This is a genomic window from Paenibacillus apis (assembly GCF_018333295.1).
Classification (GTDB): domain Bacteria; phylum Bacillota; class Bacilli; order Paenibacillales; family Paenibacillaceae; genus Fontibacillus; species Fontibacillus antibioticophila.
Window position 1 is genome coordinate 247,620 of sequence record NZ_BORS01000002.1, and the last position, 17,678, is coordinate 265,297.

14 protein-coding genes and 3 pseudogenes are annotated in these 17,678 nt (G+C 48.1%); 5 read left to right on the forward strand and 12 right to left on the reverse strand.

Annotation, left to right across the window (positions count from 1 at the left end):
• Positions 1-31: 31 nt before the first annotated feature.
• From KI362_RS03730 to KI362_RS03780, 11 genes and pseudogenes are all read right to left on the reverse strand, one after another.
• Positions 32-1,441, reverse strand: a pseudogene (locus tag KI362_RS03730) (glycoside hydrolase family 1 protein); the annotation flags it as partial.
• A gap of 133 nt (positions 1,442-1,574) precedes the next feature.
• Positions 1,575-2,570 (reverse strand): LCP family protein, encoded by a 996-nt coding sequence (locus KI362_RS03735; protein WP_301624961.1) that lies wholly within the window; start codon positions 2,568-2,570, stop codon positions 1,575-1,577.
• 52 nt (positions 2,571-2,622) lie between these two features.
• Positions 2,623-4,467 (reverse strand): annotated as a pseudogene (locus KI362_RS03740) (acyltransferase family protein).
• A gap of 162 nt (positions 4,468-4,629) precedes the next feature.
• Positions 4,630-5,976 (reverse strand): ABC transporter substrate-binding protein, encoded by a 1,347-nt coding sequence (locus tag KI362_RS03745; protein ID WP_301624963.1) that lies wholly within the window; start codon positions 5,974-5,976, stop codon positions 4,630-4,632.
• 23 nt (positions 5,977-5,999) lie between these two features.
• Positions 6,000-7,115 carry an efflux RND transporter periplasmic adaptor subunit gene (locus KI362_RS03750; protein ID WP_301624965.1) on the reverse strand — a complete coding sequence of 372 codons (1,116 nt, stop codon included), beginning with the start codon at positions 7,113-7,115 and terminating at the stop codon, positions 6,000-6,002.
• 15 nt (positions 7,116-7,130) lie between these two features.
• Positions 7,131-7,919, reverse strand: coding sequence for a carbohydrate ABC transporter permease (locus KI362_RS03755; RefSeq protein ID WP_301625245.1), 789 nt, complete (start codon positions 7,917-7,919; stop codon positions 7,131-7,133).
• An 89-nt stretch (positions 7,920-8,008) separates the two neighbouring features.
• Positions 8,009-8,869 carry a carbohydrate ABC transporter permease gene (locus KI362_RS03760; RefSeq protein WP_301624967.1) on the reverse strand — a complete coding sequence of 287 codons (861 nt, stop codon included), beginning with the start codon at positions 8,867-8,869 and terminating at the stop codon, positions 8,009-8,011.
• 106 nt (positions 8,870-8,975) lie between these two features.
• A complete protein-coding gene (locus KI362_RS03765; RefSeq protein ID WP_301624968.1) occupies positions 8,976-9,713 on the reverse strand; it encodes a hypothetical protein in 738 nt (245 codons plus the stop codon).
• Positions 9,710-11,140, reverse strand: coding sequence for a sensor histidine kinase (locus KI362_RS03770; RefSeq protein WP_301624969.1), 1,431 nt, complete (start codon positions 11,138-11,140; stop codon positions 9,710-9,712). The genes KI362_RS03765 and KI362_RS03770 overlap by 4 nt, the downstream gene beginning before the upstream one ends.
• A 2-nt stretch (positions 11,141-11,142) precedes the next feature.
• Complete coding sequence (locus KI362_RS03775; RefSeq protein ID WP_301624971.1) at positions 11,143-11,799, reverse strand: response regulator transcription factor; 657 nt, start codon at positions 11,797-11,799, stop codon at positions 11,143-11,145.
• A 431-nt stretch (positions 11,800-12,230) separates the two neighbouring features.
• Complete coding sequence (locus KI362_RS03780) at positions 12,231-13,142, reverse strand: AraC family transcriptional regulator (RefSeq protein ID WP_301624972.1); 912 nt, start codon at positions 13,140-13,142, stop codon at positions 12,231-12,233.
• A 151-nt stretch (positions 13,143-13,293) separates the two neighbouring features.
• Here KI362_RS03780 and KI362_RS03785 point away from each other — a divergent pair, with 151 nt between their 5' ends.
• Positions 13,294-14,487: an MFS transporter gene (locus KI362_RS03785; RefSeq protein ID WP_301624973.1), complete on the forward strand. Its 1,194-nt coding sequence runs from the start codon at positions 13,294-13,296 to the stop codon at positions 14,485-14,487.
• A gap of 97 nt (positions 14,488-14,584) precedes the next feature.
• A complete protein-coding gene (locus KI362_RS03790) occupies positions 14,585-15,061 on the forward strand; it encodes a DinB family protein (RefSeq protein WP_301624975.1) in 477 nt (158 codons plus the stop codon).
• A 198-nt stretch (positions 15,062-15,259) separates the two neighbouring features.
• Here the strand turns inward: KI362_RS03790 and KI362_RS03795 are convergent, their stop codons facing one another.
• Entirely contained in the window at positions 15,260-15,436 is a 177-nt protein-coding gene (locus KI362_RS03795; RefSeq protein WP_301624976.1) for a hypothetical protein, read from the reverse strand.
• A gap of 179 nt (positions 15,437-15,615) precedes the next feature.
• On the opposite strand from KI362_RS03795, the pseudogene KI362_RS03800 reads away from it, so the two are divergent.
• The 3 genes and pseudogenes from KI362_RS03800 to KI362_RS03810 all read left to right on the forward strand — a co-directional run.
• A pseudogene (locus tag KI362_RS03800) lies at positions 15,616-16,212 on the forward strand (AAA family ATPase); the annotation flags it as partial.
• A 71-nt stretch (positions 16,213-16,283) separates the two neighbouring features.
• Positions 16,284-16,727: a transposase gene (locus tag KI362_RS03805; protein WP_301624978.1), complete on the forward strand. Its 444-nt coding sequence runs from the start codon at positions 16,284-16,286 to the stop codon at positions 16,725-16,727.
• A 7-nt stretch (positions 16,728-16,734) separates the two neighbouring features.
• Positions 16,735-17,022 carry an IS3 family transposase gene (locus KI362_RS03810; RefSeq protein ID WP_301624979.1) on the forward strand — a complete coding sequence of 96 codons (288 nt, stop codon included), beginning with the start codon at positions 16,735-16,737 and terminating at the stop codon, positions 17,020-17,022.
• Positions 17,023-17,678 lie beyond the last annotated feature (656 nt).

Genomic DNA, 17,678 nt, shown 5'->3' on the forward strand with positions numbered 1-17,678 from the left:
CGGGTTACCTCCCTAATCAAAAGATGGGGAACTAATCCAAATTTTCGCCATTGGTTTCAATCACTTTTTTATACCAGTAAAAAGAATCCTTGCGGCTGCGCTGCAACGTGCCGTTCCCTTCGTCGTCCTGATCGACGTAAATAAAGCCGTATCTTTTGGACATCTGGGACGTGGAAGCGCTGATGATATCAATCGGTCCCCAGCTTGTGTAGCCAAACAGGTCGACGCCCGCTTCCACCGCTTCTTTCATTTGTTTAAAGTGTTCCCTGAAATAATTGATCCGGTAGTCATCATGGATGGAGCCGTCGCTTTCCACCCGGTCCACGGCGCCCATTCCGTTTTCCACAATGAGCAGCGGTTTTCTGTAGCGGTCGTATAGCTCGATTAGGGAAATTTTCAGGCCCACCGGGTCGATCTGCCAGCCCCAATCCGTTACGGGTAAATAAGGATTTTTCACCCCTGTGATCGTATTGCCGGACGTTCGCTCCAGCCCTTCTTTCGCGGACTCCGTTAATGACATATAGTAGCTGAAGGAGACAAAATCGACCGTATGCTTTCGTAAAATCTCCCTATCTCCCGGTTCCATTTGCAGATGAATATTTTTCTGCTCAAGCATGGTTTCGATCAGAGGCGGGTATTCTCCAAATACCTGCACATCCGCGTAAAAATAAGTGTGCAGATTCCTCATCAGCGTAATTTCCACATCTTTGGGGTGGCAGGTATTCGGATAGGTCGTCAGCATCGTCAGCATGCAGCCTACCTGGCTGCCCGGAATGATGCGGTGGCAATCCGCCGTCACCAGCGCCGAGGCGACAAACTGGTGATGCAGCGCCTGATAAATGGTCTCCTCCACCTTGCCCTCCGGACAACGCTCCGGGACAATGCCCGCGGTCGTGAAAGGATGGCGGATGATGCTGTCGATTTCGTTGAAGGTCAGCCAATATTTCACCAGGTCCTTATACCGCGAGAAGCAGACATTGCTGAATTTGACGAAATCATCAATGACCTTTCTTTCCGCCCACCCGTTGTATTTGACGCTCAATGCAAGCGGCATTTCATAGTGGGACAGCGTGACGATCGGTTCGATGCCGAGCCGTCTCATTTCCGTGAACAAGCCGTCATAGAACTTCAGCCCCGATTCATTGGGCTCGTTCTCTTCCCCGGTCGGAAAAATCCGGCTCCAGGCGATCGAAACACGCAGCGCCTTGAAGCCCATTTCGGCAAACAGCGCCAAATCCTCCTTATAGCGGTGATAAAAATCGATCCCCCTGCGTTTCGGGTATTTTTTGACGTCCGGGTCCTGCATCGCCCGTTCGATCATTTCGATGGTAACGACCTGGTGCGCCTCGTAATCCTCGACATTTAAATGAGGTCTGTACATGGCTATATCAGCGACGGACGGACCTTTCCCATCCACGTTCCAGGCACCTTCCGCTTGATTCTAGCCTGCCTTCCTTCCCGCGAGGAGGCAGGCTTATTTGATTAACACGATTACAAATTAAACACTATGTCCCCCCTTCTCCTTCCTGTCAATCGTTCCGACAAACAACGCCGATGAGCCGGCTGCGGAATTGTCACATGGCGGGAGGGTTTCCGTTCAGAGATTCACTTTGAATTGGATCTCCTTCAATAATTTCTTTCACATATTCCCGTAAAGCCGTTTCGCTTGAAACGGTCAATACTGCGGCTTTGCCGACATAAGTCTCCTTCAGCAGCTCCATCGGAGGAATCTGCTCACTCCTCTCGACGGTGCTCTCATACCCTGCCGTAAGCAGCTTTAACATATCGTTTACCGATAAGTTGGTATCGATATAGGGACTCACCTCCTGGAGGATCGAAGGCAGCTTCATGAGCGAAGTCGTGGATTTCATTTTCTCGGCCACCGCTTTAAGGAAGTCGCGCTGCCTTTGGGTGCGCGTAAAATCGGACATGGCATCATGACGAAAACGAACGTATTGCAGTGCGGTTTTCCCATCCAGATGCTGCTCGCCCTTGTCCAGATGGATATCGTATTCATGCCGATCGGCCTTGCTTTCATAATGCATGTCCTTTTCCACATAGAAATCGACTCCGCCGATCGCATCCACCAGCTTAATAAAGCCCTCGAAATCGGTATATACGTAATACTGAATCGGAATCCCCAGTAAATCGCTAACGGCGTTCATCGCCGTTTTGGGTCCATGGGTGACCGCAGTATTAATGCGGTTTTTGCCGTGTCCGGGAATGTCCGTGTAAGTATCGCGCAGTACGGAAAGCACATGGATGCGTTTATGAATGGGATGCAGCGAAACCACGACCATACTGTCGGATCTGGCGATTTCACCTTTCTTGGTTCCGCGCGCATCCACTCCCATCAACAATATATTTACAGGCTCGGTTCCCTCCCATTTGGGCGGCTCGACCGCCAAGGCTTCCTCCGCGCTCACCCCTTTAAACGGAGAATTTTCCGTCGATTTATTCAGGCTTTCCAAGCCTTTATACATGGATGAAACATAATGTACTCCAAAACCTATTACAGCTATTAGAATAAAGCCCGCCAAACAGAGTATCGTTTTTCTTCTGTAGGTCATCCCTATCATCCTTTCATCCTTTTGATGCATGCTGCAGAGGGGAAACTGCGGCTCACAGTTTCTGCAGGGCTTCGACCAGAAGCGAAGCGAAATACCTGCTTCCATCCGGCTTCAGATGAACCCCGTCCTGATAGAAGTAATCTGCTTTATCTTTACTGGCCGCGTACCAATCGACGACATCGACATTGCTGAATTCATCGGCTACACTCTGGATATTTGCGTTCACCGCGTCCTGCCAATCTTTCGGAACCCGAGTCGTTACCAGCAAAACCTGTTCTTTATCAGACAGGGATTCCAACAAGGAACGCAGTTGCTGTTTCTTGAATGGGCCGTTGGTACCGAGCTCAAGTATAATTTGATCGCCCAGCTTCCCTTGCGCTTGCAACTTATCGATCACATCCAGGGCTTGGGACATCTGCCTGCCCTCCTTACCATCAACGACAATCTTCGGCAACACTTCCTTGAGGTAGGGCTCGACTCCGATGATCACCGAGTCTCCGATTACAGTGACTCCCTCCCCGGTCAGCGGCTCCCGATGATTGAGCTGCTGCTCTCCCGAAAGCGCCGGCTCGCTCTTCGGAGCCAAATTCCGCGTCTCCGGTGGCTCATGCACAGTGGATGGCAGCCCTATTGCTTCCCGTCCCAAAGCGTCAACCGTCGTTTGGACAGGGGCGGCCCTCTCAGGCTTGTCCGCCGTATAGACCTGGGAGCGGAGTCCCACGCAAGCACATATAACGATAATTATTAATACGATTCCCCATGCGGCCCCAACTTTGCTTCTTTTCATCCTGGTTTCTTCCTTTCCCGAAGTACTCTTGCCCCGGCGAATCGGCTCTTCGACATACTTGTATGAAAGGGCCGAAAGTAACAAGCTGATCGCCAATTGCAGAAAAACACGACCTAAGCCCCCGGCCTCGTCATTTGCTGCGGAATTCGTCAAAATCATGACCGGATAATGCCAGATATAGAGACTATACGAGCGCTTCCCAATCCATTTTAGAGGTTCGCAACCCATGATTTTTCCCAACCGGCTGGCCGGATGCACCAGTACGGCGATGATTGCCGCGGTGAGCAGAGCTATAAAAAGAAACCCGCCGCGATACAGCCAATCATCAAGCTTATTGGTACCGAAAATCAGGATCATCAAGATGACAAGGCCAAGGCTGCCGGAAACATCGAGCAAAGACCGGGCTGAAGTCGAGATCGCCCCGTTCAGCTTCCAACTGGGCCAGATGACTGCCAGGGCCGCTCCAATAAGAAGGGCAAATGCCCGGGTATCCGTTCCGTAATAAACCCTGCTCGGATCCGTGCCTGGCTCATAAATGACGGCCATAGCCAGTGCGGAAACAGCAGCACCGGCGAGAAGCCACAGCATAAGTTTGCCTCGCCGCGGCGCAAGCTTTATACCGATCACCAGAACGATCGGCCAAACCAAGTAGAACTGTTCTTCAATCGAAAGCGACCACAGATGACCGATGGGGGATGGTGGGCCAAAGCTTTCAAAATACGAAACCTCATGAAAAATGAGGTACCAGTTATTTACGTAAAATAAAGAGGACAGGAACTCCCCCTTCAATGCTTAAAATAAGGGCGGATCGCTGCCGATAAGCCATACGGCCACGAAACCTAACATGCAGATCATCGCCGGCAGCAGCCTTCGTATTCGGCGAAGCCAGAAATCCATAAGGGAAAACCTTCGGTACGTTTTCCACTCGAGGAGAATCTGGTCCGTGATCAGGTAGCCGGATAACACGAAGAAGATCCCTACGCCCAGAAGTCCGCCCTGAGCCCACTTCAAATCAAGGTGATAGGCGATGACAGCGAGCACGGATAACGCTCTTAGGCCGTCCAACCCGGGCATATAGCGTCTGATCGGTTGATTCTGGTTCCCATTCATTGTGATTCAGTCCTTGCTGGCATATTGGTCATTTCTTTGCCAGTGTAATGCGCGAATATATGAAAAGTGAGGTAGACTTGTATTGAAGTTGTAAAACATTGAAAACGGCAGCTTCTGGCAATAGAAAAGGAACGGATTCAATCCGTCCCCGTGCTAAAGAAACTATTCGTTCAAATACGTCGTTACGCGATTCTGGATCAACTGGCTGACTTCCTCGGCGGTCTTCTGTCCATTCATATAGTAAGCAAATTCTTGCATAACGATATTCGTAATTTCCAAATCCGCCGAGCTGCTGGAAACGGCGGATTCCATTACCGATTTCAGCGTTTCCTCAGCTTGATCGAATGCCTTGGCATCAGGCAGCGGAAATGAAATCGGCGTGGAATCCGAAGCATCCCCTGTGCTGCCGGATTTCTCGATTTGCTCGCGGGCTTGCTGGATTTTTTTCTGTGCCGCCGCTTTGTTCAACGGGAATCCGCTCAGTTCGGTAGAATCCTGCATCTCCTCGGAGAGCATAAAACTCAAGAACTTCCAAGCCTCCGGCTTCACTTGCGATTTGTTGTTAATCGCATAGGCCTCCCCGGCCTCATAACCGATCTCGCCCGTTTGACCGGTAAACGAAGGGGCTCGGTAAATCGACATTTCCGGATTTAAAATACTGACAAGTGCGCCGGTAGGATTCGACATATCCGCAAAGCTGAACAATCCTTTGCTGTGATCTGCGCCAAACTCTATAGGCATGGCTTTTTGATCGTATAAAGTCTTGACCTGTTGCATCGCATTGCGAAACGCATCGGAATCGAAGCTCGCACTGTCGCGCTGATAGTACCTCTGCAAATCGCCCATCATCAAATAAGTGGGATCGATGTCCAGGAAGGCGTAAGTATCCTGACCGGCCTTTTCTTTCAGCTGTTTGGATAAATCGCTGACCTGGTCCCATGTCCATGTCTTGTCATCGACGGCAATCTCCGCTTGCTCCATAAGCGACTTGTTTCCTTGTACCAGCCCAGTCAGCGAGAAAGAGGTAGGAACAACATACAAACCTTCGTTAGATGCTCCGGAATCCACAAGGTAGTACTCACTCTTCTGGAAGGAACCGTCACTATCCATCAGTTCCCTGACATTGGCAAACGCCTGCTTTTTAATGAATTTATCCTTCGGCAAAAAGTCCGTAGCGATCAGATCGGAAGCCTTGCCGGATAAGATCTGGGTCGTAATCGACTGCGTGTACTTTTCCACCTCCAGCAGCGATATATTTTGCGTAACCTGTCCGTTCGCATCTTGCTTGGCCTTCATCGCCGTAAAATATTCTTTGATCTCCACATGAATATCGGGATGAATAGCTTCGAACTTTTGTACGGCCTCCTTCAGATACGGACTAGCTACCGGGGTTGCGATAACAATGTTTTTTTGTGCCCCTGGCTGCTGGCCCGCTTCTTTTCCTCCGCTCGAGCAAGCTGCAAGCAACAAGCTCATTATAGACAACATAACGAACCATTTTTTAAACATAGGTGCGTTGCCTCCCTTTTCTATTATTGCAGTCTTATCTGATTACCGTCTTGCAGCGGCACACTGGATTCCGTGATCACATCCATCTGCTCGTGAAGTCCCTCGACAACAAGCTCTTCGGCGGTTTCGTCCAGCACCCGAATATATTTCTTCTGCGCATAATAAGCGTTCCCCAGCGAGCTTTTATTTTCCTGAACCACAAAAACATAGCGTCCTTTGCCGTCATTCTTGGTATACTCCTTCCGAAGAACCATACCTTCCTGCAAGGAGGGTTTCTCGATCCGGATACTTGCCTGCTCCCCTCCCTTCAATTCCTCACCCGCAAGGGCGACGACCACGATTCTTTGCGCGGCCGAGATCCCCTGGGTCCCGGTCCCGTCCCCGTTGGCTCCATCAGACGGACGATCCTTGAATTCCGCCACCCTGCCATTCATCCGCTTCGTTTGGCCGCCTAGGATGACGCTGACGGGAATCTCCTCCTCCAGCATGAGCAACGCGGCGGAATCGGCACGGACGGTAAATGATACTTCAAACCCTTTACCGGGGCTTACCAAGGACAGTGCCTTCTGGCCCTGCGGTACGCGAAGCCCCTCCCGTGCCTGAACATCGCTTATAATCCCGTCATAGGGCGCTGTCAGCATCTTCTTTTGCTCCAGTTCGTTGCGAAGGGCATTTATTTTGCGTGCGGATGTCTCCTCATCCAACCTGTAGGTTTGCAAATCACGCTTCGCTTTGAGAATGGCGTCCTCATCGCCATGCTGCATCGCGACTTTGAATTGTTCCTCTACATCTTCCTTTTCCAGCATGCGTTTTCGCCGTGACGCCTCCTCGTCTAGCAACGTTTGTTCCAGCTCGGTTCCATCGAAAGCCACAAGTGCTTGGCCTTTGGCCACCGAATCGCCCTGCTTGACGTACACCTTCGTTACTTTCCAGCCGCTCTCGCTGATCAGGTCGTCCTGCTGCCCGGGCGAAACGACACCATTTCCTTCGACAAGATGATTCATCGGACCCGGGCTCGGCTTTTCCGTAATGACTTTCGGCAAAGTCATGGTTCGAAGCGTATTGGAAAACAGTGTAAACCCGGCAAGGGTCACAAGAAACAGCACAAGCAGAGATGGCGCCAAACGTTTTTTGATCACATTCATATTTGCCCCCTATCCTTTAATACCCGAGAGCTCGATCCCCTCGATAAAGTATTGTTCCATACTGAAAAAGAGCAGCAGCATAGGTGCCATATAGAGAACGGATGCAGCGAACATCACCCCTAATGTTTCATCCTGGACACGGGATAAGATGACCGATAACGGCTGCAGCGCTTCATCCTGAAGGAAGACAATCGGCTGTTCGACCATGTTCCAGTAATCCGTAAATAGCAGAACAATCAGGGCGGCGATCCCCGGCTTCACCATCGGTACGGCGATCCATCCGAATATCCGCAAAACTCCCGCTCCGTCCATCTTGGCGGCTTCTATGTAAGCAGTCGGTATTTGCAACATGAATTGACGGAGCAGAAATACACCAAAAGCTCCGAAAATACCGGGCCAAATGATAGAGGCCGTCGTATTCAGCAGCCCCAGCCGATCCGCCATGATATAGTTCGGCACGAGCGTGACCTGAAACGGCATAAGCATGGCGATCAGGTAAAGCAAAAACAACGGCTCTCTAAGGGGAAAACGCAGCTTGGCAAACGCAAATGCAGCGAGCAGCGCGACCACGGTCTGCCCAATGATGATCGGGGCCACCATCAAGACGGAGTTCCAGAACATATGCAGATAGTGCGTTGTCTTGATCAGCAGCTTGCCATACTGCGCAAAGGAAACCCAATCGGGAATCCATTTCATGTTAACCAGCTCCTTGGCACCGCTCTTGCCAAGCATATCGAAATTGGCATGGACTTCCCTCTCGGTCATCAAGGAGCTCACTACCGTGAGCACGACCGGCATCAGCACGACAACGGCTCCCGCGATCAAGACCAGGGTGCGTATCCACGCGAATACAAATTATCTCTTCTTCATTTCCTGCCCCCTGCTATCTATTCCATGAACGAATGAAACGACCGCTCAACGCGATAAAGGATAAACACCACCAATAGAATACAAAGCGCAAGGAGTGTCGCAGCGGCGGATAACTTTTCGATTTCGAGCGATAAGAACATGTTGTTTATGTAATGTTGCAGCATATAGATGCTGTCATGCGGATAATCGCCGGCGACCAGGTAGGTCTCCCGGAACACTTTGAACGAATTCAAGATGGACATCAATGAGACCAAAAACATGCCGGGCAGCAAATAAATCAGGGTAATGCCAAATTTACGGAAAATCCCGGCCCCCTCAAGATTGGCAATTTCATAATACTGGTCCGGAATATTCTGCAATGCCGCCAGAAACAGCACGACATTGTAGCCGATGTTCTTCCAAATATAAATCAGTACGATCGCGGCCATAGCCCAGTCCGACTTCATCCAATCGATCCGCGAAATGCCGGTTCTTTCAAGCAGGACATTGAGCGCACCGTTCCAATCGAAAAAAATTTGCCAAACCAGAACAACGGAAGCGACCGGAACAACAAGCGGCATCACATAGGCCGTACGCAGCCACTTGCGGAAAAATACCCTTGAGTTCAGAAATAGGGCAAGCGCAAGGGAAAGGATGATGAGCAACGGGACGCCGATGGCGGTAAACCGGAGCGTATTCGCCGCCGCTTTGGCGAAGGATGCGCTCTGCAGCAGGGTTTCGTAATTGGCCAAGGTCAGCTTACCGTGGTCCAGCCCGCTGCGGAAAGAATACAGAAGGCTCTGACCGAATGGAATCACATAAAAGGTGAAAAAGCCGACCGCGCTCGGCGCGAGAAAGCACAGGGCCATCCATATCTCCTTCTGCGCTGGACGTGACATATTCTTCAACCCCCTTTCTTGTCCCTTAAGTACAATAAAACATCCATATATAAGAAGTAAGGTCGAGTTGTAATGAAGTTGTAAAATCGCAAAAAAAAGCACCGTGTCAAGGGACCGGCGCAAGAAAAACAGACATGATATCTTTACTAAAACCCACGACCTCTCTCGTGTTTAAATGCAGCGTGAGCACGTACTGTATATTTTGGGTTTCCTTATTTTGGAACAATACGCTTCTGTATACCTGATTTCCCAAAATGGGTTGCTCTCTAGGCTCCAAGTCGTCCGGATTTACATCGCTTAACTGTTTTAGAAACTGCCTGGCTATGGAAACCAGTTCATCTTTGCCCGGTTGGCTGCCGCCTTTAACGGGATCGGACTCGTAGCCTGCATAGCTGTTAATCTCCAGGATATCGCCGTCCTTTGCATTCATTATCACGATGTAATCAATATAAGGTTTGTCCCGATTGCTTATGATGACACGGTATATTCCGTTAGGAATGGCGTTTAAGTAGGCTTCATACTGGGCAACGGGATCTGTATTCGTATCCCCCGAAATCCGATACAGCATCCTTTTTACCTGCTCCAAATCGAGTGTGCTGACTTCGAGGCTCAAATCCTCTGACGATATATGGGGATGAAAAAGCCGGTTTACCGCATCCACACTTAAATTTTTCACGGTGTCTTCCGATAAGGTTCCAGGGTACTCCTGCTTCTTTTCCGGCATGACCTGGTTTATTTTTTTGATCATCACCGTATCTTTGACGATCGGTTGGTATACTTCTCCGCAGCCTGCAAGAAGCATCAGGCAAGCGATCCCGCCGATGGCGAACGTTTGGGCCTTCATGAGTCCACCTCGCTTTCGCCCATCACCTTAAACTTAACAGTGACGGTGGTCCCTTTATGTTCTTCACTGATCACTTCGAACGTTCCCTGATGAATCCGGGCGATGCTTTGGCAGATGGATAATCCCAATCCCGCTCCATTGTAGCTGCGCGTTCTTGCTTTGTCCGAGACATAAAACGGTTCAAAGATGTTGTCCAAATGCTCGGGAGCTATCCCGATGCCGTGGTCTTCCACGGAGAGAACACCCTGTTGCCGGTCGGCGTACGTGCGAATCGTTACCGTCTCCTGTTCCGGAGATGCCTTGATCGCGTTATCCGCCAGATTGAAGATGAGAATTTTCATTAAATCCTTCTCCAGCCAAAGCCAGCAATCCTTACAGTCATAAACCAGGCGGATGTTCTTATCCTTCGCTTTCATGGCCAAAGCCGAATCCATTTCGTCAATGACGGTTTTTAAATTTGCCCGTTTCATCTCAAAATGGTCCGCCTGGGACAAAATCAAATCCATCATCTTCATAGAGAGGGATTCCAGCCTTTTGGCCTCGTTATAAATGACGTTCAACCCATCCAGGAAAACATCCTCTTGATATTTCGTCACCCGCAAAAAATTGGCGTAGCCGATGATCGAGGTTAGCGGGGTTTTCAGCTCATGGGTAAAGTTTTGGATAAACCGCTGCTTCTCCAAATTGTGCAGCTCCAGTTCATTGATTTTATCTTCAACCACCGAAACCATATGATTAAAATGATGGGCCAGGTTGCTGATTTCGTCTTTGGATTTGATCTCCACCCGTTTTGAGAAGTCGCCTTGCGCAATCACCTTTGCGGTTCTCATCATTTTGTCGATCGGTTTGGTCAGGCCTTTGCTGATCAAAAACATGAGAATGATATAGATGAGACAGGCGGCAATATCCACTTGCAGGAAAAAACGGAACTGTTCCGCCCGCTCCTGATAAATCGGCGTGACGTCTTTCATGTAGCCGATGGTAAATAATTTTTGATTTACCCGGACCAGACTGGAGGTAAACAAAATCGTCCGCCGATCCACGTCACTTAGCATATACCGGATCTCATCCTCGGAAGCCCCCTGCAGCTCCGGGTGCTGCACCGTAAAATCGACATTGCTGTACAGCTCGCGGTCCATTTCATCTACGATGCTTAGATACATCCTCTGGTCGTTATTCCTGGCCACAGCCTCATTTCCTATATTCGTAAACACCGTTTTTTCATATTCAAAGGAATTGTACATTTTCAGAAGCGGGGCCACCACCTCCATCGTCGAACGAATATTCATATTTTCCCTTAACATCGTATTGATCTCCTGCTGGAGCATCTTGCTGTGATTCCGTTCAATGACCAGCACCGAAGCCAGGTTAAAGATAATGATGAAAGTCAGGATCGAGAACAGGGATATTTTCTGCCAAAACTTCATGCCTAGTCCTCCAATCGGTACCCGATTTTATAGACCGTAATAATGCGATCATGCAATCCCAGTTTCTTGCGCAGCGCCTTAATATGCATGTCCACAGTTCGTGTTTCGCCATAGAAATCGATTCCCCACACTTTATCCAACAGCTGCTCCCTGGACAGGGCGATATTTTTATTTTTCAATAAAACAACAAGCAAATCGAACTCCTTCATAGTCAATTCTACCGGATTCCCTTGAACCCTGACCTCCCGTTTGTCCAATAAGACTTGAAGGTCTCGTAACGTTATGACGGTTTCCTCCCTGCCGAACCTGCGCAGCACCGTCTCAATCCGCGCCAGCAGTTCAAGAGCTTCGAACGGCTTCACAATGTAGTCCTCCGCTCCAAGCTTCAATCCGTTGACCTTGTCCGTCACTGCATTTTTCGCCGTCAGAAAAATCACCGGAATATGCAGCGGTCGGATTTTCTCCATCAGCTCAAAACCGTCGATTCCGGGAATCATCACGTCCAGCAGCACCAAATCGAACTTTTCGCACTGAATCCTGTCCCAAGCAGTCTGTCCGTCGTACACTTCGGTCGTCTCGTAATTCACGAGATTCAAGTTCATTTTGATAATGTTCGAAATGTTGATATCATCTTCAACAATTAATATTTTTTGGCTCAAAGCATCTCCGCACTCCCCGTCACTAAGGATTCCAAACTCGCCATTGATTATATCTCTTTCTTCTAAAAAAGTGAATTTGTAAGCAAGTCGCAACATATGAAAAGAAGCGGGAGCAGTCTGTTGGCCAGACCACTCCCGCCAAGCAACCGAGAAGGTTGGATGATGAAGCCAGGGACGAAAGGAGCGGAGCGTAGGCAAACCTGCGTGAGCAACGGAAGGCCCGGCTGAATTCAATGATTCGACGTCGATTCCGCTGCTCGAACCTACTTCGTCATGGGGAAGACAACTTTTTGAACAACCTTTATAAAGGCGCCGTAAAGCGGAACACCATTTATTATTCGTAATTATTACGCACAATAGTCTACCAGCATATTTCCATTCTGTCGAGTCTCCCGCCTCGTTATGGATGACCAGGAATCCGGGATTTTACCCTAACATTCAACAAATCCTTTTGCTGTCTCTGCCCCCTGCTTTCGCAGATTTTGAGGTGTGGTGCCAAATGCCTTCTTAAACATCCGGCCAAAATATCCGACATTTTCAAAACCGACCGTTCCGGCTATTTCCGTAACGGTATTTGTCGTGGTTTGCAGCAGTTCCCTGGCTTTATTCAAGCGGAACTGGATCAGATAGTCCACTGGAGAAGTATCTGCCCCTTCCTTGAAGCAGCGCAGCGCCTCGCTTTTGCTTACCTTGGCGGCAGAGGCGATATCTGCAAGTCGTATTTTTTCCGTATAATGCTCATAAATGTACTCCAGCATCAACCTCAATCGTGCCTGAGTAGTCTGGAAACCCGCGTTTTGCGGCAACTCCATACAGGCTTGCCTATGCAGATACAATATGCGCCAGATGGAGGCGAGGTTGATCTGTACGTCGAGCTCTCTTGTCTCTTCCTCCGAATTCAATAAGCGGAAAATCCTGTGCAAGGATTGCAAAATCTCGCTTTGCCAATCAATCTGATTGCTTAGAGATAAGCAAGAAATGGAAGAGTACAATACAGGTTGTACAAATTTTTGGTATACCGTTTGATTCCCGCCCGAAATCAGCTCCGAACCAAATACGATATTGGGCACAACCGCTCTTTCCCCTGCTTCATAACCGTGAATGACTTTTGAATTAATGAAAATCCCATCCCCTTGGCAGAGCTGCACGCTCTCTTCGCCAATCAGATAATCCGCCTTCCCTTCCTGAATGACGGCAAACTCCAATTCATCATGCCAATGTCGATTGACGTTGTGATTCGGGAAATTCTCCGTATCGTCCAGATAAAATTGGATTGGAAATGGTTTGGAGCCATGTGTTGCCAACTCCCGAAGTTGTTTATCTGTAGCAACCGCTGATTGCAATTCAAGCGCCTCCATTTTTGGCGATATTGTACTATAAACATGAGCAATACTGCAAGTAAATCAACATTTTCATGTGATATATTTAAACTCATGTGCAAACTGTTGTATATGGCATCCGTTTATCTATTAGACGATATCTCAGGAGGGAATTATGGCTACACTTCTTTTAATCATCATCTACATCGCATTCATCAGTTTAGGGATACCGGATTCGCTGTTCGGGACCGCCTGGCCTGCAATTAATCAGGAATTCGGCTTGCCGGTTTCGGCGGCGGGATATGTGACGTTTATCATTTCAGGATGTACAATTATTTCCAGTCTGATCAGTGCAAAGGTGATCAACAAATATGGCACAGGCAAGATCACGGCAATTAGCGTTGTCATGACCGCTGCCGCTCTGCTTGGCTTTTCTTATTCACAAAGTTTGGCATGGTTTTGCCTGTTTGCCATTCCGCTCGGATTAGGAGCCGGAGCTGTAGACTCAGCGCTCAACAATTACGTGGCGCTCCACTATAAGTCCAGTCACATGAATCTGCTGCATTGCTTTTATGGCATTGGGGTTTCGATAAGCCCGTATTTGATGTCGCTGGCGCTTTCGGAGCAGGACAATTGGCGAGGCGGTTACTACACTGTCTTCGTGATCCAAGGTGTCATCGCATTGATAACCTTGTTTTCGTTACCGTTATGGAGGATAGCAAACCAGGACAAGCAGGAGGCGAAGGATGAGGCTTCCAGAACGGTCAGTATCGCATACCTGTTTAAGCTGTCTTCGGCGAGAGCGGCGTGGCTGATGCTGATCGCTTCCTGTGCGATTGAGTACACAGCCGGCATTTGGGGAAGCACCTTCCTTGTATATACCAAAGGCTTGTCTGTAGAAAGTGCAGCCAAATGCCTTACCTTGTATTACGTCGGAATGGCTACAGGAAGACTGCTGGCGGGTTTAGCTGCGAATAAGTTGACCAGTTGGAAATTAATTCAAATCGGACAGAGTATCCTCGTTGCTGCGATTGTCATGCTCATGCTGCCCTTGCCCACTGTTGTATCGGCTGCCGCTCTATTTTTGGTCGGCCTTGGCAACGCACCGATCTTCCCAAATCTCCTGCACTTAACACCAAGAAATTTTGGCAAAGAGATCTCACAGTCAATGATGGGCACTCAGATGGCTGCCTCCTATGTGGGAATCGCACTAATGCCTCCGTTGTTTGGTCTGCTGGGGCAATCGCTTGGCTTGAATGTTTTCCCCTATTTTCTGATGCTGCTGTTTGTTGTTATGATTCTGTCCATGAGCCGTCTGATGGTGGTGCTAAAAAAGCAAAATCTGTATGACGGACGCTGGTTTCAATAGATGAGGCTAATATTGGATGATCTATGAATTCTTGTATGTGGATCTATTCTTGGTATAATCCTCTTTATAGATAAAACCTGAAGGAGAGGAAGCTGTAATGAATAGCAACGATTTGATAATCATGAATTTTGAAGAGGTTCGACGCAGGAGTATAAAGGTTTGGAAAGCCATACCTCAACAAATGTTGAATTGGAAACCGGATGAAGATGCCCTTACTTGTGCCGAAATGATTGGACATTTATTAGAAAGTGAATTTTTATATCACCAAATTCTTATCGGAAGAGGCAGTTCAGCATTAAATAATGTAGATAATCCATTTGAAAACAGAGAATTCACAACATTGGACGATGAAATTTCATTCGCAAAGCCTTATCGTGAGGATTTCTTAAACTATATTAAATCTCTTAGTGTACACGATTTAGAAAATATTAAGATAGACCGTTCTGATGTTGGTTATGTTAGATCGCTTGGCGATATGCTATTGAGAATTGCTTACCACGAATCTGTTCACACGGGTCAATTGTTAGACTACATGAGAACCATGGGGCTTGACCGCCCTAAAATATGGGATTGACAGACTGATATGAAACAGGCAGGGCTGACTCCCCTGCCCTGCCTGCAACCTCTTATTGTACTTTGTCCAGAGCCTTGTATACCGGATTTTTCAGGCAGAAAAAGCTCGCCACACATCCGATAATGCCGACAATAAAGAACATAATGGCGATGCCGCATTCATAAAAGGCTGAGTTACTATATAGTGATCCGAGTTGCTCTACTCCATTCCCTCAATCGTGCCTTCTTTCAAAATGAAAAACCCGTTTCTGGCAAAAGCTAAAATTTTGCTGGTGCTTATTCCCGTCTGCCTCGAAATATCAATCACCATCGTGTCCGGGTATTTCTCGACAATGCTTCGTACTTTGATGTATCCGTCTTCACAGCTCTTGCACATTTTTCTGCTTGTTTTTTCGGATAAATTTCCACAAAAATCACATATTTGATAATTCCCCATGCTGTCTCCTTTATGTTTACGACAATATACCTACTGAAGTATAGCAAGAATTATTACTATTTTACCCCATGATCTCTATTGCCGCTAGATGCCGTTGGAGAAATCAGTGAATCGGTTGCGGTATTAAAGAAATCCGAAACATAATGAAAGAAGCTGAGGAAAACAGGCAATTAGGGGAGAAAACCCTATTATTCATTGATGAAATTCATAGATTTAATAAGGCACAACAGGATGCCTTTCTTCCGTATGTGGAGAAAGGGAGCATTATTCTCATCGGCGCTACAACCGAAAATCCATCGTTTGAAGTTAACTCAGCCTTGTTATCTCGTAGCAAAGTTTTTGTACTTCATCAACTAAGCAGTGAAGATATTGTTGAATTATTAAAAAAAGCGATCATGGATCCTAAAGGATACGGAGAACAAAAGATCGGTTTTGAAGAGGGCGTACTTTCTGCTATCGCAGAATATTCAAATGGAGATGCCAGGGTGGCATTAAACACCTTAGAAATGGCTGTGCTTAACGGAGAGAAACAAGGGGAATATATTGAAATTAGCAAAGAAGGGCTGCTGCAAATTATTCATCGAAAATCACTTTTGTATGATAAAGATGGAGAAGAACACTATAATATCATTTCCGCACTGCATAAATCCATGCGAAATAGTGATGTAAATGCATCTGTTTATTGGTTGTCTCGAATGTTGGAATCAGGTGAAGATCTGGAGCTAGAATAAAAAGTGGACACCGGTTAAGAGAGTGTTAATAATGAACTTAACGAGGAGGTGTTCACGTGGGTGAACAACGGCAGCGATACAATGAAAAGTTTAAAAGAGAAACCGTAAAGTATATTCAGAATCAGACGAAGACGGTGGTGGAGATTGGCGAGGAGCTAGGAATCTCCCCTGGCGTGCTACACAACTGGCTGGGGAAGTACCGGGAGTTCAGCGATGAATCAGTAAACAGTGCGGAGAAGGTTCGAGAACTTGAGCAGCGGTTGAAGGAACAAGAAAAAGAATTAAGGGTAAGAGCGCAGCGAATCGCAGACGTCGAAGAGGAGCTTGCGATCATAAAAAAGCGGTGCACATCTTCAGCAAACCAAAGAACTGAGATTTCAGTTCATCAAAACCCATCGCTCCGAGTTTCGAGTGGAGAAGATGTGCCATGTTTTCAATGTTTCCCGGAGCGGATTTTACAAATGGAAAGCGGCGTCTGTCAGCGCTCAAGCGGAGCGTAAAGCACGGTTGCTAGAGCGAATCACCTATCATTTTGAGGATAACAAGAGACGTTATGGCAGCCCCAAAATCACCAAGCTTCTACAGAAAGAGGGCTACAGTGTTAGCGAGCGGACGGTAGGGAAATACATGCAAGAGTTGGACTTGCGCTCCTGTGTTGCTAAGCGCTTCCGAGTGAAGACGACCGATTCGAATCACGATTTACCGATCCATCCAAACCTGCTGAATCAAAACTTCAAAACGGCTGAACCGAACCAGGTTTGGGTTACAGATATCACCTACAGTACGCCCAGCTAACTAAGTTCCCTTAGAGGAACGCAGTTACTAGAGCATGTTTGGAATGCATGTCGAGTTTTTTTTTTTTTTACAGACATGCCCTTCTTCTGCTGTGAGAAGAAGTGAGCCGAAGTGGCGGTGACTTGCCGACACTGGCAAGGTGACGTAGTCCGCGGGAAACGGGGCTTGCGGCGAAACGGTTACGCCAAGATGAGTCTCTAGGCTGAGCATGGGAAGGTTGAGGAACACGAACCTATTAAACCGCATCTGAGGGTTGAAATGTCACCCCTGCCTACACCGTTTAACAGGCAGGTTGCGGACTGAACTTCCGTTAACCGAATTGATGGAATTCACGAAGGTCGGTTGAACATGTAGGTGCACCGGCTGGGAGTCACGAAGAGTGCACAGCTAGATCATGATGTCCGCGACGACTTGCAGAAAGCAAGGATAAAGACTGCGATAGGCAACCTAACCCATGTGTGGAGTCCATCATGCGAACTGGGGAAAGCCTGCATAGATGCCAAGGGAGTGTGTTCCCCGATGCTATGCAGGATGACGGAGCCTCCGTAGTAGTCCGAGGCCGGGAAAGCCGGTCACATGGCAAAGGGAGGCAGTTTAAGTGGTTTGTTTGGCTTATTAACTGACCGCAGTGAGGTGAAGACCTTTGATAATCAGTG

Bases quoted from the DNA above. Each gene is read 5' to 3' on its own strand.
- KI362_RS03735 (WP_301624961.1), bottom strand. From the start codon at position 2,570: ATGACCTACAGAAGAAAAACGATACTCTGTTTGGCGGGCTTTATTCTA.
- KI362_RS03745 (WP_301624963.1), bottom strand. From the start codon at position 5,976: ATGTTTAAAAAATGGTTCGTTATGTTGTCTATAATGAGCTTGTTGCTT.
- KI362_RS03755 (WP_301625245.1), bottom strand. From the start codon at position 7,919: ATGCCGGTCGTGCTCACGGTAGTGAGCTCCTTGATGACCGAGAGGGAA.
- KI362_RS03760 (WP_301624967.1), bottom strand. From the start codon at position 8,869: ATGTCACGTCCAGCGCAGAAGGAGATATGGATGGCCCTGTGCTTTCTC.
- KI362_RS03765 (WP_301624968.1), bottom strand. From the start codon at position 9,713: ATGAAGGCCCAAACGTTCGCCATCGGCGGGATCGCTTGCCTGATGCTT.
- KI362_RS03770 (WP_301624969.1), bottom strand. From the start codon at position 11,140: ATGAAGTTTTGGCAGAAAATATCCCTGTTCTCGATCCTGACTTTCATC.
- KI362_RS03785 (WP_301624973.1), top strand. From the start codon at position 13,294: ATGGCTACACTTCTTTTAATCATCATCTACATCGCATTCATCAGTTTA.
- KI362_RS03790 (WP_301624975.1), top strand. From the start codon at position 14,585: ATGAATAGCAACGATTTGATAATCATGAATTTTGAAGAGGTTCGACGC.
- KI362_RS03795 (WP_301624976.1), bottom strand. From the start codon at position 15,436: ATGTGCAAGAGCTGTGAAGACGGATACATCAAAGTACGAAGCATTGTC.